The organism is Amycolatopsis sp. 3B14 (genome assembly GCF_050958625.1).
GTDB classification, from domain to species: Bacteria; Actinomycetota; Actinomycetes; order Mycobacteriales; family Pseudonocardiaceae; genus Amycolatopsis_E; species Amycolatopsis_E thermoflava.
In genome coordinates, this window is sequence record NZ_JBHZEN010000112.1 from 1 (window position 1) to 13,597 (window position 13,597).

A 13,597-nucleotide genomic window follows, 5' to 3' on the forward strand; every position below is an offset into this window, starting at 1 on the left:
TGCGTTGCCGGGCGGCGGTTGAGGAGTGGGGAAGGGCGGCGGCGCTGTTAGCCGGTCACCTGGAAGGTGGGCAGGATGCGGTCGTAGAGCGCGGTCTTCGCGGTCTCTTCCTGCTCCGTCGGCACCGTCACGCTCACCGCCCACAGGCTGGTGCCGTGCTTGAACACCTTCGCGTACGTCGTGCGGCTCACGGATCCCGCCGGGGCCCTGTCGATGGTCCGGTACATCATCGTCAGCCCGTCCTGCTCGGCGAGCTTCGCCTGGTTGACCAGCTTGAACTCGCCGTTCGAGCGGCTCTTCTCCAGCGCCTTGACGTAGTCGTCGATGTCGTTGCCGGGGAAGTACTTCGGGAAGTGGTTCACCGCCAGCATCTGCGAGCCGTCCGCCGAGACGAACTGGACCAGCGTCGACAGGGGCAGGTCGTCGCCGGCCTGGGAGCTCGTGAACCGCGTCCAGTCGGCGGGCACGTCGACCGTGAAGGTGCCGTCCTGGGCACCCTTGACGCTCGACGCCTCGCCCGTGCGCCGCTCGAAAACCGTGGGCTGCGGGACCGACGGGGCGGACGTCTCGTCCCGCGACGGTGGCGCCACCGGCTGCGCCCCGATCACCCGCGCCGCCACGAAACCGCCGAACGCGGCGGCCACGAACAGCACCAGCGAAGCCACCACGAGCAACACCGTCGCCGTCGTGCTGCGGCCCGCCGCGGCAGGCGCGGCCAGCGTGGCAGCCGGGCGGGGCGCGGCGAGCGTGTCGGTCGGCCGGGACTCCCCGAACGGCAACGGCCCGGGATCGGCGGCCAGCTCGTTGCTCGCCTCCGCGCGGGGCGGGCCGAACGGCAGGGGACCGGGGTCGGCCGCCAGCTCACCGCTCGCCTCCGCCGCACCGTCCTCCAGCACGGGGCTCGCCGAGATCTCCCGGGTGTCGGTGGCCTCCTCGCGCTGACCGCTCGCCGCGGCGAACATCTCCGGTCCGAACAGGACCCGCGGCGCCTTCTCCAGGATCGGGTACAACTGCCGCCGCACCTGCGCCAGCGGCAACCGGTCCCGCGGCTCCTTCGCCATCAATGCGCTGATCAACGGAGCGAGCGGGCCCGGCGACGGCCGCGGCACCTCGCCCTTCACGACCTTCCCGATCGTCTCCAGCGGGTCGCCGTCCGCGTCGTACGGCGGGTGGCCCTCCACCGCGCAGAACAACGTCGCGCCCAGACCCCACAGGTCAGCGGCCGGGGTGACGGCTTTGCCGGAAGCCACCTCCGGGGCGATGTACGCCGGCGAACCCAGCGTCATACCGGTGCGGGTCATCGACGCGTCGGACACGTTCCGGGCGATGCCGAAGTCGGTGAGCTTGATCCGCCCGTCCTCGGCGACCAGCACGTTCCCCGGCTTCACGTCACGGTGGGTGATGCCCGCGTTGTGCGCGGCCCCCAGCGCCGCGGCCACCGCGTCACCCACCGCGGCGGCCTGCTCGACCGACAGCGGCCCGTGGTCGCGGATCAGCTCGGCGAGGCTGTGCGAGGGCAGCAGCTCCATCACGACGAACGGCTCGCCGTCCTGACGTGCGACGTCGTGCAGGGTGATCACGTTCGGGTGAGAAAGCACGGCGATGGCCCTGGCCTCGCGCAGCGTCCGCTCACGCAGCTCGTTAGCCTGGCCCGCGGTGACCCCGGGCGGCAGCAGGATCTCCTTCACCGCGACCGGCCGGTGCAGGAACTCGTCGTAGGCCGACCACACCGTGCCCATCGAGCCGGAGCCCAGCACGGAGCGCAGCCGGTACCGCCCGGCCACCACCCTGGTCTCCTCGCTCGAACTCACCACGGCACCATTGTTGCGGATGCGCGCTCGGTGACTGCGGGCGCTGCCGGGCCGCGAGCAGAGTCACAATCGTGCCCCTTGCCCGCCCCCTACCATCAGACCTATGACTCAGGCTGGGACAACGGCGCCCACCCCGGATTCACCGGACGAGCTGGCCCTCGCCGCCGAGTTCGGGACGCCGCGGCACGAGGACTGGCAACGCCTCGTCGCGGGGGTGCTGACGAAGAGCGGAGTGCTGCCGGAGGACTTCGACGGCGCCCCGGAAAGCCTCCTGACCAGCAAGACCTACGACGGCATCGAGATCAAGCCGCTCTACACCGCCGACGACGCCACCGCGCCCGCCGGGTTCCCCGGGCTGCCCCCGTACGTGCGGGGCGCGCGAGCCGAAGGCAACGTCGGCACCGGCTGGGACGTGCGCGTCCTGCACGGCGGCGCCGACGCGGCCGAGACCAACAAGGCCATCCTTGCCGACCTGGAGAACGGCGCCTCGTCGGTGTGGCTGCGCGTCGGTGGTGACGCACTGCCACTGGACGCCCTCGCCGACGCGCTCAACGAGGTCTACCTCGACCTCGCCCCGATCGTGCTCGACCCCGGCGCCGACTACGAGGCCGCCGCCGACGCGCTGCTCGGCCTGCTCGCCGAGAAGAACATCCCGGACAGCGAGGTCACCGGCACCATCGGCGCCGACCCGATCGCCCTGCGTGCCCGCACCGGCCGTCCGCACGACACCGCCCCCGCCGCCGCGCTCGCCGCCCGCCTGTCCGCCAAGCACCCGAAGCTGCGCACGCTGGTCGTCAACGCCCTGCCCTACCACGAGGCGGGCGGGTCCGACGCGCAGGAACTCGGCGCTGCCATCGCCGCCGGGGTGGCCTACCTGCGCGCCCTCACCGACGCCGGGCTGAGCGTGGACGCGGCCGCCGACCAGCTCGAGTTCCGCTTCGCCGCGACCGCCGACCAGTTCCTCACCATCGCCAAGCTGCGGGCCGCCCGCCGCCTGTGGGCGCGGGTGTGCGAGGTGTCCGGCGCGACCGCCGGCCGCGGCATGCGCCAGCACGCCGTGACCTCGCCCGCGATGTTCACCCGCCGCGACCCGTGGGTGAACATGCTGCGCACCACGGTCGCCTGCTTCGCCGCCGGTGTCGGCGGCGCGGACGCGGTCACGGTCCTGCCGTTCGACTTCGCGATCGGGCTGCCCGACGCGTTCTCCCGCCGGATCGCCCGCAACACCCAGTCGATCCTGCTGGAGGAATCGAAGCTGTCCGGCGTGATCGACCCGGCGGGCGGCTCCTGGTACGTGGAGAACCTGACCGACGCGCTGGCCAACGCCGCCTGGCGCGAGTTCACCGAGATCGAGCGCCAGGGCGGCATCGAGGCGGTGCTGGACTCCGGCGCCCTCGCGGCCCGGCTCGCGGAGACCTGGGAGGCGCGGCAGAAGCGCCTGGCCACCCGCAAGGACCCGATCACCGGCGTCAGCGAGTTCCCGGACCTGCACGAGAAACCGGTCGAGCGCACCCCGGCTCCGTCCGTTGTGGACGAGGGCGGGCTGCCACGCGTGCGGTACGCGCAGGCCTACGAGGAGCTGCGGGACCGCTCCGACGCGCACCTCGCCGAGACGGGGGAGCGGCCGAAGGTCTTCCTCGCCACGCTCGGCCCGGTCGCCGCGCACACCGCCCGCGCGACCTTCGCGTCCAACCTCCTCCAGGCCGGCGGCATCGAGCCGCTCAACCCGGGCGCGGTCGAGGACGTCGTCGCGGCCTTCCGGGACAGCGGCGCGACGGTCGCCTGCCTCTGCGGCACCGACAAGCTCTACGCCGAGCACGCGGCGGACACCGCGCGTGCCTTGAAGGAAGCCGGCGCCGCGCGGGTGATCCTCGCGGGCAAGGGGCAGTACCCGGGCGTCGACACGTACGTGCACGCGGGCTGCGACGCCCTCGCCGCCCTGGCCGCCATCCTCGACACGCTGGGAGTGAAGTGATGGCCATCCCCGACTTCACCGACGTCGAACTCGGCATCCCCGACCCGGGCAGCCAGACCGACTGGGCCGAGGCGCTGCACTCGAGCACCGGCAAGGGCGCCGACGCCCTGACCTGGGAAACCCCCGAGGGCATCGGCATCAAGCCGCTCTACACCGCCGAGGACACCGCCGGTCTGGACTTCCTGCGCACGTACCCGGGCATCGCGCCGTTCCTGCGCGGCCCGTACCCGACGATGTACGTGAACCAGCCGTGGACGATCCGCCAGTACGCCGGGTTCTCCACCGCGTCCGAGTCCAACGCCTTCTACCGCCGCAACCTCGCGGCCGGGCAGAAGGGCCTGTCGGTCGCCTTCGACCTGGCGACCCACCGCGGCTACGACTCCGACCACCCGCGGGTCGCCGGTGACGTCGGCATGGCGGGTGTGGCGATCGACTCGATCTACGACATGCGGCAGCTGTTCGACGGCATCCCGCTGGACAAGATGAGCGTGTCGATGACCATGAACGGCGCGGTGCTGCCCGTCATGGCGCTCTACATCGTGGCGGCCGAGGAGCAGGGCGTGCGGCCCGAGCAGCTGGCCGGGACCATCCAGAACGACATCCTCAAGGAGTTCATGGTCCGCAACACCTACATCTACCCGCCGCAGCCGTCGATGCGGATCATCTCCGACATCTTCGCGTACACCTCGCAGCGGATGCCGCGGTTCAACTCGATCTCCATCTCCGGCTACCACATGCAGGAGGCCGGGGCGACCGCCGACCTGGAGCTGGCGTACACCCTGGCCGACGGCGTCGAGTACATCCGCGCGGGGATGGACGCGGGCCTGGAGGTCGACAAGTTCGCGCCGCGCCTGTCCTTCTTCTGGGCGATCGGCATGAACTTCTTCATGGAGGTCGCCAAGCTGCGGGCGGCCCGGCTGCTGTGGGCGAAGCTGGTCAAGCAGTTCTCGCCGAAATCCGAGAAATCGCTCTCGCTGCGCACGCACAGCCAGACCAGCGGCTGGTCGCTGACCGCGCAGGACGTGTTCAACAACGTCATCCGCACCTGCGTCGAGGCGATGGCCGCCACCCAGGGGCACACGCAGTCGCTGCACACCAATGCGCTCGACGAGGCGCTGGCCCTGCCGACCGACTTTTCCGCGCGCATCGCCCGCAACACCCAGCTGCTGCTGCAGCAGGAGTCCGGCACCACCCGCGTGATCGACCCGTGGGGCGGCAGCGCGTTCGTCGAGAAGCTGACCTACGACCTGGCGCGCAAGGCGTGGGGCCACATCAGCGAGGTCGAGTCGGCAGGCGGCATGGCCCGCGCGATCGACGCCGGCATCCCGAAGCTGCGCATCGAGGAGGCCGCGGCCCGCACCCAGGCGCGGATCGACTCCGGCCGTCAGCCGGTGATCGGCGTCAACAAGTACCAGGTCGTCGACGACCAGCAGATCGACGTGCTCAAGGTGGACAACGCCGGGGTGCGCGCGCAGCAGCTGGAGAAGCTGCGGCGGCTGCGTGAGGAGCGTGACGAGGACGCCACGCAGGACGCGCTGCGCCGTCTCACCGCGGCCGCGGAAGGCTCGGGCAACCTGCTGGAGCTGGCCGTCGACGCGGCCCGCGCGAAGGCGACGGTCGGGGAGATCTCCGACGCGCTGGAGAAGGTGTGGGGCCGCCACGCCGGGCAGATTCGTACGATCTCCGGGGTGTACCGCGACGAGGTCGGGAAATCCGGGAACGTGGAGAAGGCACGCGCGCGGGTCGAGGCGTTCGCCGAGGCCGAGGGGCGCCGTCCGCGCATCCTCGTCGCCAAGATGGGGCAGGACGGGCACGACCGCGGCCAGAAGGTGATCGCCACGGCGTTCGCCGACCTCGGCTTCGACGTCGACGTGGGCCCGCTGTTCTCCACGCCGGCCGAGGTCGCGCGCCAGGCGATCGAGGCGGACGTGCACGTCGTCGGCGTGTCCTCGCTGGCCGCCGGTCACCTGTCGCTGGTGCCCGCGCTGCGCGAGGAGCTGGCCCAGCTCGGGCGCGAGGACATCATGATCGTGTGCGGCGGCGTCATCCCGCCGCAGGACTACGACGAGCTGCGGGCGGCGGGCGCGTCGGCGATCTTCGGGCCGGGCACGGTCATCGCGGACGCCGCGCTGGACCTGCTCGACCAGCTCGAGCAGCGGGAGTCCTGAACCCTTGCCGCGCAAGATCGACGTCGGTGCGTATGCCAAGGGCGTGCTCGCGGGCGACCGCGGCACCCTGTCCAGGGCGATCACGCTGGTCGAGTCCCAGCGGCCGGACCACCGGCAGCTCGCCCAGGAGCTGCTGGTCGAGCTGCTGCCGCACGCCGGCGGCGCGCGGCGCGTCGGGATCACCGGCGTGCCGGGGGTCGGCAAGTCGACCTTCATCGACCAGCTCGGCACCGACCTGACCGAGTCCGGCCACCGGGTCGCGGTACTCGCCGTGGACCCGTCGTCGACCCGGACCGGCGGCAGCATCCTCGGCGACAAGACCCGCATGGCGCGGCTGGCCAACGACCCGGCCGCGTTCATCCGGCCGTCGCCGACGTCCGGCACGCTCGGCGGCGTCGCTCGCGCCACCCGCGAGACGATCGTGCTGATGGAGGCCGCCGGGTACGACGTCGTGCTGGTCGAGACCGTCGGCGTCGGGCAGTCCGAGGTGACCGTGGCGAACATGGTCGACTGCTTCCTGTTCCTGACGCTGGCCCGCACCGGCGACCAGTTGCAGGGCATCAAGAAGGGTGTGCTGGAGCTCGCCGACGTGATCGCGGTGAACAAGGCCGACGGCGAGCACGAGCGCGACGCCAAGCGCGCCGCGCGGGAACTGGCCGGGGCGCTGCGGATGATCTACGGCCCGGACGCCGCGTGGACGCCGCCCGTGCTGACCTGCAGCGGGCTCAACGACATCGGCCTGGACACGGTGTGGCAGCAGATCGAGCGGCACCGCGAAACCCTGGCGGGATCCGGCGAGCTGGACCGCAAGCGCAAGCAGCAGCAGGTCGACTGGACCTGGGCCATGGTGCGCGAACAGCTGCAGGCCCGCCTCGCCGAGCACCCCGGTGTGAAAGCGCTGGTACCCGAGGTCGAGGAGGACGTCCGGGAGGGCAGGCTCACCGCCACGCTGGCCGCGCAGAAGATCTTGGACGCCTTCTCCGCGTGAGTCTCCTTGTTGACGGGTAACCGAACCGGCACACTGGGCAGCATGGTCAAGGTGCGTGCCGTGCTGGCGGGTCTGATGCTGACGACGATGGTCACGTTCGCCGTGCCCACCGCGCCCGCGCTCGCCGCGCCGGTGTCCGTGCACGTCGCCGCCGACGTGGTGGCGCAGCAGACGACGGACCCCGGGCCGCGCATCAACCCCGACGAGAACAGCAAGGCCAACCAGGAGAAGACGAAGAACAAGATCATCGTCGGGGTGCTCGCCGCGGTGCTCGCCGCGATCGTCCTCTGGGGACGGAGCGTGCGGCGCAAGAAGCGCAAGGCCTCCAGCTGACCGCACGCGGCGCATTCGGTTACGCCGTATTCCGTAGTGCCGCTCGCCGCAGATCCACTACCGGCCGTCGCCCAGCGTGAGATCCGGTTCGAAGATTGCTCCTTGCATGGTGCAGGATTGCGTCAAATGGGTTACGTAGTTCTCGGTGTGTATGGAGGTGCGGCGTGACCGTGCTGGACTCCCGCCCGGAGGTGCCCGGTGATCACGGTGGTCGCCCTACCTCGTTCGAGGCGTCGCACGCGCTGATCACGGCGGATGGCGTCAGCATGGCTCCCGTGACCGATCTCGGTGCGGGCCGGGGCCCGTTCTGGCTGGACGAGTGGCTCGAGCGCGGCGGCACGGACCTGGTCGCCTGGCGCCGTCACATCCACGCCCACCCGGAACTGGCGCGCCACGAGTTCGCGACCACCGAGCTGATCTGCGACATCCTGCGCTCGGCCGGGCTGGACCCGGAGATCCTGCCCGGCGGCACCGGTGTGGTGTGCGACGTCGGATCGGGTGACCGCTGCGTCGCGCTGCGGGCCGACATCGACGCGCTGCCGCTCACCGAGGCGACCGGCCTGCCCTACTCGTCGACGGTGGACGGCGCGGCGCACGCCTGTGGCCACGACGCGCACACGGCGATCCTGCTCGGCGCGGCCAAGGCCCTCGCGTCGGCGCCCGAGCTGCCCGGCCGCGTGCGGCTGATCTTCCAGCCCGCCGAGGAGGTCATGCCCGGCGGCGCGCTCGACGTGATCACCGCCGGTGGTCTGGACGGCGTCGACCGGATCTTCGGCCTGCACTGCGACCCGCGGGTCGAGGTCGGCAAGATCGGCACCCGCGTCGGCGCGCTGACGTCGGCCGCCGACCTGATCGAGCTGCGGCTGACCTCACCCGGCGGGCACACCTCCCGGCCGCACCTCACCGCCGACCTGGTGCACGCACTGGGCGTCGCGATCACCTCGCTGCCGTCGCTGCTGTCCCGGCGGGTCGACCCGCGCTCAGGCACCGTGCTGGTGTGGGGCGCGGTGCACGCCGGGCAGGCCGCCAACGCGGTGCCCGAGGAGGGCGTGCTGCGCGGCACGCTGCGGACGGCCGACCACGAGGTGTGGAAGGCGCTGGAGCCGCTCGTCCGGTCGTCGGTGGAGTCGCTGCTGACGCCCTACGGGGTCGGTTTCGAGCTGGACTACCGCCGCGGGGTGCCGCCGGTCGTCGGCGACGAGGACAGCACGGCGCTGCTGCGCGCCGGCATCGAGGCGGCCCTCGGCGACGATGCGGTGACCGGTACGGAACAGTCGTCCGGCGGCGAGGACTTCGCCTGGTACCTGGAGCACGTGCCGGGCGCCTTCTGCCGCCTCGGCGTGTGGTCCGGCGAGGGCGACCAGCGCGACCTGCACCGCCCCACGTTCGAACTGGACGAGCGCGCGCTGCACGTCGGCGTCCGCGTCCTGGTCCACACCGCACTGGCCGCCCTGGCCTGACAACCGCGAGTTCTGCGTTCACAGTTGTCCACAGGGGCGCCGAGTTGTCCACAGATGTGTGTGCCGCCTTCCGGGAGGCACTTTCTGCGACATCGTGGACACCTGCAGCTACCGAACGGTATGACGAACGAGGTCGCGCGCGGGCAAGGTTGCCAGGCGGTGAGTGTTAGAAGGTCCAGGGCTGGGCGTGGGCGCGTCTGATCGCGGCGTGCTCGCGTTCCAGGCGGGTGGGCTCGCGAGTTGAAGCCGAATGCAGAACTCAGCACCGTGAGCGTGGGACGCGGCGGGGGTCAGGATGTGATGCCGCGGCAGGGGCGGGTGCGCAGGTCGTCCACGTAGTCCGTCGGCGCGCCTGCCGCCTCGGCGGCGTCGGCGAGCACGCCCAGGTACCGGGCCGACGGCAGACCGCCCTCGTAGGCGTCCAGCACGTACAGCCAGGCCAGCGCGGAGCCGTCCATCGTCTGCACGCGCAGCCGGATCTTGTTGTGCATGCCCAGCTCGCCGCCTTCCCAGCGGTCGAGCAGCGCCTCATCGAGCGGCGTCACGTCGTACAGCACGACGAAGACCCGGGAGCCCGGGTCTTCGACGATGGTCGCCAGGGCGCCTTCCCAGCCGAGGTCCTCGCCTCCGAAGGTCAGCCGCCACCCCTCCAGCCAGCCCGTGCCGGCCATGGGCGAATGCGGCGCCCGCTCCATCATCTGATTCGGATCCATGTTGGACCCGTAGGCGGCATACAACGGCACGCGCACAGCCTAGCCGCCCATCGCTCACCCGACCGGACGTACTCCAGGTGTCGCGGCCTAAGGTTGTGGATGAGGTGCGCGTAAGGAGGAGGAGACCACGTGACCAGGATCGTGATCATGGGCGGCGGACCGGCGGGCTACGAGGCGGCGCTGGTGGCCGCACAGCACGGCGCCGACGTCACGATCGTCGAGAAGGACGGGCTCGGCGGCGCGTGCGTGCTCTACGACTGCGTCCCGTCGAAGACGTTCATCGCCTCCTCCGGCGCCCGCGCGAACATGCACGGCCTGGGTGAGCTGGGGATCATCACCGACATGGCCGACACGAGCGTCGACCTGCGCACCGTGCACGGCCGGGTCAAGGGCCTCGCGCTCGCCCAGTCCGCCGACATCCGCGCCCGCGTGCAGCGCGAAGGTGTGAAGATCCTCACCGGTGAGGGCCGGTTCGACGACGACGAGCCCGGCCTGGCCACCCACAAGGTCCGCGTCACGAAGGCCACCGGCGACGTCGACGTGCTCGACGCCGACGTCGTCCTGATCGCCACCGGCGCCACCCCGCGCGTGCTGCCCGGCGCGGTGCCCGACGGCGAGCGCATCCTCGACTGGCGCCAGCTCTACGACCTGCCGGAACTGCCCGAGCACCTGGTCGTGGTCGGGTCCGGGGTGACCGGCGCCGAGTTCGCCTCCGCCTACACCGAGATGGGCGTCAAGGTCACCCTCGTCTCCAGCCGCGACCGCGTCCTGCCGCACGAGGACGCGGACGCCGCCGCCGTGCTGGAAGAGGTGTTCGCCCAGCGCGGCAACACCGTCGTCAAGCACGCGCGGGCCGAGCGGGTCGAGCGCACCGAGAAGGGCGTCGAGGTCCACCTGCAGGACGGCCGGATCATCGAGGGCACCCACGCGCTGATGACCGTCGGCTCGGTGCCCAACACCAAGGACATCGGCCTGGAGCGGGTCGGCATCGAGCCCGGGCCCGGCGGGTTCATCACGGTCGACCGGGTGTCCCGCACCAGCGTCCCCGGCATCTACGCGGCAGGCGACTGCACCGGCGTGCTGATGCTCGCGTCGGTGGCCAGCATGCAGGGCCGGATCGCGATGTGGCACGCACTCGGCGAGGGTGTGGCGCCGATCAAGCTGAAGACGGTCGCCGCGAACGTGTTCACCCACCCGGAGATCGCGACCGTCGGGATCAGCCAGAGCGCGATCGACTCCGGCGAGGTGCCCGCCCGGACCATCATGCTGCCGCTGGCGACCAACGCGCGGGCGAAGATGGAGGGTCTGCGCCGCGGTTTCGTGAAGCTGTTCTGCCGCCCGGCGACCGGCGTGATCGTCGGTGGCGTGGTCGTGGCGCCGACGGCGAGCGAGCTGATCCTGCCCATCGCGCTGGCGGTGCAGAACCAGCTGACGGTCGACCACCTGGCGCTCACCTTCGCGGTGTACCCGTCGCTGTCCGGCTCCATCACGGAGGCCGCGCGGCAGCTGATGCGGCACGACGACCTGGACTGACGTCACGGTTGGGTGTCGGGGGCCAACCCCGGCACCCCGCGGCGCGCCTTAAGGGCCATCAGCTCTACCGCCGTGAGGCCGCCATGAGAACAACCGCCATCGCCGCCGGCTTCTTCGCGACCCTGGTCGCCGCCACGCCGGCGTTCGCGCAGACCACCACCACTTCGCCGGAGGAAACCACCTCGGTGGAGGAAACCACTTCGGCGCCGATTCCTACTTGGTTGAAGCTGTCCGCGTACAGCGGGCACGCCGGCGAGCAGGTCTCGGTCGCCGCCGCCTGCGACGCCGAAGCCAGTCCACTCACCACTCGAGCCCTGCGGGTGACGCAACCGCTTGCGGCGAACGCGGAGGGTCATCAGCCGTGGGCGTTGTTCGCCGAAACGGTGATCCGCGATGTGCCGGAAGGCTCCTATCCGGTGTCGTTCCACTGCGGTGGGGAACCGGTGACCGTCTATTTCACCGTGCTCGACCGGGATTCCTCACCCGCGCCGGGAAAGGTGGACCGGGGCTCCGCGCCGAGCCCGGGGCAGACGCGAGTCGTGCCGCGCGGCGCGCCGCAGACCGGTGACGGGTCGCTGGCGCCGTGATCCGGGCAGCGTTCGCCGCGCTGCTGGGCCTGCTACTGCTGTGCGGTTGCGCCGCATCGCCGGAGCAGGCCCGGCCGGTCGCGGCTCCCGTTGCCGTGGAGATCCCGGCGATCGGGGCGCGCTCGACGCTGATCCCGTTGGGGCTCAACGAGGACGGGACCGTGCAGACGCCGCCGGTGACCTCGCCCGGGCAGGCCGGCTGGTATTCGCAGGGACCGGCGCCGGGGGAGCGCGGGCCCGCGGTGATCCTGGGCCACGTCGACGGCAACCGGCAGCCGGGGATTTTCGCGCGGTTAAGGGAACTTTCGCCCGGCGACCGGGTGGAGGTGTCGCGTGTGGACGGTTCACGGGCGGGTTTCGTGGTGATCCGCGTGGAGCGGGTGCCGAAAGCGGAGTTCCCGACCGCCGCGGTGTACGGCGACACGGCCGGGCCGGAGTTGCGGCTCATCACGTGCGGCGGCGTGTTCGACCGGGCCGCGCGGAGTTACCGGGACAACGTGATCGTGTACGCCGTTCTCGGCTGACCCGTTTTTGTCGGGGGTGGGTGCCAGACTGTGACCACTGGCACAACTCCTGGTGGAAGGGATGTTCGAGATGACTCTGCGCGACACCGCTTGGCCCGAGGGCACACCGGCGTGGGTCGACCTGATGGTGGCCGATCCGAAGCGGGCGGCCGAGTTCTACGGTGCGCTGCTCGGCTGGCGGTTCGAGGACCAGGGCGAGGAGTACGGGCACTACACGATCGCGACGCTGGAGGGCAGAGCCGTGGCCGCGGTCGGTCCGTTACCACCGGCGGTGGACGATCAGGGCGCGGCGTGGACGACGTACTTGGCGGTCGCCGACGTCGACAAGACGACCGCGAAGATCAGCGAGGCAGGCGGTCAGGTGCTGCTACCACCAGGCGATGTCGGCGATTCGGGCCGGATGGCGCTCGCGGCCGACCCGACGGGTGCGGCGTTCGGCCTCTGGCAGGCTAAGGGGCACATCGGCGCGGGAATCGCGAACGTGCCGGGCACCCTGGTGTGGAACGAGTGCATGACGCGCGACTTCGATGCGGCGAAAGCCTTCTATGGCCGCGTGTTCGGCTACCGCTTCGAAGACCTCTCCGGCGACGGCTTCGTCTACGCGGCGCTGAACGTGGACGACCGGACGGTCGGCGGACTGGGGCAGCTGCCACCGGAGGTCCCGGCGCGCGTGCCGCCGCACTGGTCCGTCTACTTCGGAGTGACGGACACCGACGAGGCGCTGACGAAGGCGGAGTCCCTGGGCGCCCGGCGGTTGACGGATCCACAGGACTCGCCGTACGGGCGAATGGCCCAGGTGCTGGACGACCAAGGAGTGCCGTTCACACTGATCGCGGTGGAGCCCTGAGCGAAGCGCGATAGGAGGTTCGGTCGGGGAGGGGATGCCGAGGATTTCGACGAGCTGAGGGTGGAACTGCACCCGCGGGGGTTGCGCCGTGCTGCGCGAGGGCGCTTTGCGCGAGACGGCGGCGCTGCGGTGGTCGACAACAGGCCGCGCTCGTCGCGCGATCTTGCGGTTCAGGCCGAGCGCACTGTGCGACAGCGCGCGAGGTTCCTCTGCGTCGAGCCGCAGCCTCGTGCTGGGCTGCGCGGCCGCTTCGCGCCGAGCGGCAGCGCTTGGGCGGGCGGCAGCGCTTGGGCGGGCGGCAGCGCTTGGGCGGGCGGGAGGCGTGCCGGGCTGCACCGCCGCGCTTGGGGTGCGCCGTGCCGTGGCGTCGTGCCGCCCCGCTGCGCCGCGCTGGGCGGGAGCGCTGCCGGGCGGGTGGACCGTGCCGGGCCGTAGCGCTATACAAAACGGCGGCGCGGTGCTGAGCCGCACGCGCTGCACAGCGCAGCCCTTCGCGGTGCCGCCCTGCGGCTCTGCGGCGCCTGCCGCCGCGCCGACCCGGGCCCCTGCGTCGGCTCGGCGCCGGCCCGCCCTGCGGCTCTGCGGCGCCGCCCGCGGCTCGGCGCCGCTCGCGGCCTGCCGCCGCTGGCCGAAGGGTGTGGCGCCCGACCGCGTCGGA

The 13,597-nt window shown here is 71.7% G+C and carries 11 protein-coding genes; 9 read left to right on the plus strand and 2 right to left on the minus strand.

The window, feature by feature from the left end:
- Positions 1 to 47: 47 nt before the first annotated feature.
- Positions 48 to 1,787 (minus strand): serine/threonine-protein kinase, encoded by a 1,740-nt coding sequence (locus tag ACCP09_RS39265; protein ID WP_123683905.1) that lies wholly within the window; start codon positions 1,785 to 1,787, stop codon positions 48 to 50.
- A gap of 127 nt (positions 1,788 to 1,914) precedes the next feature.
- Here ACCP09_RS39265 and ACCP09_RS39270 point away from each other — a divergent pair, with 127 nt between their 5' ends.
- The 5 genes from ACCP09_RS39270 to ACCP09_RS39290 all read left to right on the plus strand — a co-directional run bounded on the left by ACCP09_RS39270 (position 1,915) and on the right by ACCP09_RS39290 (position 8,735).
- Complete coding sequence (locus tag ACCP09_RS39270) at positions 1,915 to 3,786, plus strand: methylmalonyl-CoA mutase family protein (RefSeq protein WP_123683904.1); 1,872 nt, start codon at positions 1,915 to 1,917, stop codon at positions 3,784 to 3,786.
- Positions 3,786 to 5,954: a methylmalonyl-CoA mutase gene (gene scpA / locus ACCP09_RS39275; RefSeq protein ID WP_433754145.1), complete on the plus strand. Its 2,169-nt coding sequence runs from the start codon at positions 3,786 to 3,788 to the stop codon at positions 5,952 to 5,954. Before ACCP09_RS39270 ends, scpA begins: the two co-directional genes overlap by 1 nt.
- A 4-nt stretch (positions 5,955 to 5,958) precedes the next feature.
- Positions 5,959 to 6,942 carry a methylmalonyl Co-A mutase-associated GTPase MeaB gene (gene meaB / locus ACCP09_RS39280; protein ID WP_027932491.1) on the plus strand — a complete coding sequence of 328 codons (984 nt, stop codon included), beginning with the start codon at positions 5,959 to 5,961 and terminating at the stop codon, positions 6,940 to 6,942.
- A gap of 42 nt (positions 6,943 to 6,984) precedes the next feature.
- Positions 6,985 to 7,275, plus strand: a complete 291-nt coding sequence (locus tag ACCP09_RS39285; RefSeq protein WP_027932490.1) for a hypothetical protein — start codon at positions 6,985 to 6,987, stop codon at positions 7,273 to 7,275.
- Between the two features lie 164 nt (positions 7,276 to 7,439).
- Complete coding sequence (locus tag ACCP09_RS39290) at positions 7,440 to 8,735, plus strand: M20 family metallopeptidase (RefSeq protein WP_378366203.1); 1,296 nt, start codon at positions 7,440 to 7,442, stop codon at positions 8,733 to 8,735.
- Between the two features lie 290 nt (positions 8,736 to 9,025).
- On the opposite strand, the gene ACCP09_RS39295 is transcribed toward ACCP09_RS39290, so the two are convergent.
- A complete protein-coding gene (locus tag ACCP09_RS39295; RefSeq protein ID WP_081617741.1) occupies positions 9,026 to 9,478 on the minus strand; it encodes a gamma-glutamylcyclotransferase in 453 nt (150 codons plus the stop codon).
- 99 nt (positions 9,479 to 9,577) lie between these two features.
- On the opposite strand from ACCP09_RS39295, the gene ACCP09_RS39300 reads away from it, so the two are divergent.
- From ACCP09_RS39300 to ACCP09_RS39315, 4 genes are all read left to right on the plus strand, one after another.
- Positions 9,578 to 10,981 carry an NAD(P)H-quinone dehydrogenase gene (locus ACCP09_RS39300; RefSeq protein WP_027932488.1) on the plus strand — a complete coding sequence of 468 codons (1,404 nt, stop codon included), beginning with the start codon at positions 9,578 to 9,580 and terminating at the stop codon, positions 10,979 to 10,981.
- A gap of 83 nt (positions 10,982 to 11,064) precedes the next feature.
- Positions 11,065 to 11,568 (plus strand): hypothetical protein, encoded by a 504-nt coding sequence (locus ACCP09_RS39305; protein ID WP_433754148.1) that lies wholly within the window; start codon positions 11,065 to 11,067, stop codon positions 11,566 to 11,568.
- A complete protein-coding gene (locus tag ACCP09_RS39310; protein ID WP_027932486.1) occupies positions 11,565 to 12,092 on the plus strand; it encodes a class F sortase in 528 nt (175 codons plus the stop codon). Before ACCP09_RS39305 ends, ACCP09_RS39310 begins: the two co-directional genes overlap by 4 nt.
- Before the next feature lie 70 nt (positions 12,093 to 12,162).
- A complete protein-coding gene (locus ACCP09_RS39315) occupies positions 12,163 to 12,939 on the plus strand; it encodes a VOC family protein (RefSeq protein ID WP_433754151.1) in 777 nt (258 codons plus the stop codon).
- Positions 12,940 to 13,597: the final 658 nt, after the last annotated feature.

Excerpts from the sequence above, each read along its gene's own strand:
- ACCP09_RS39305 (WP_433754148.1), top strand. The coding sequence starts at position 11,065 with ATGAGAACAACCGCCATCGCCGCCGGCTTCTTCGCGACCCTGGTCGCC.
- ACCP09_RS39270 (WP_123683904.1), top strand. The coding sequence starts at position 1,915 with ATGACTCAGGCTGGGACAACGGCGCCCACCCCGGATTCACCGGACGAG.
- ACCP09_RS39315 (WP_433754151.1), top strand. The coding sequence starts at position 12,163 with ATGACTCTGCGCGACACCGCTTGGCCCGAGGGCACACCGGCGTGGGTC.
- ACCP09_RS39285 (WP_027932490.1), top strand. The coding sequence starts at position 6,985 with ATGGTCAAGGTGCGTGCCGTGCTGGCGGGTCTGATGCTGACGACGATG.
- scpA (WP_433754145.1), top strand. The coding sequence starts at position 3,786 with ATGGCCATCCCCGACTTCACCGACGTCGAACTCGGCATCCCCGACCCG.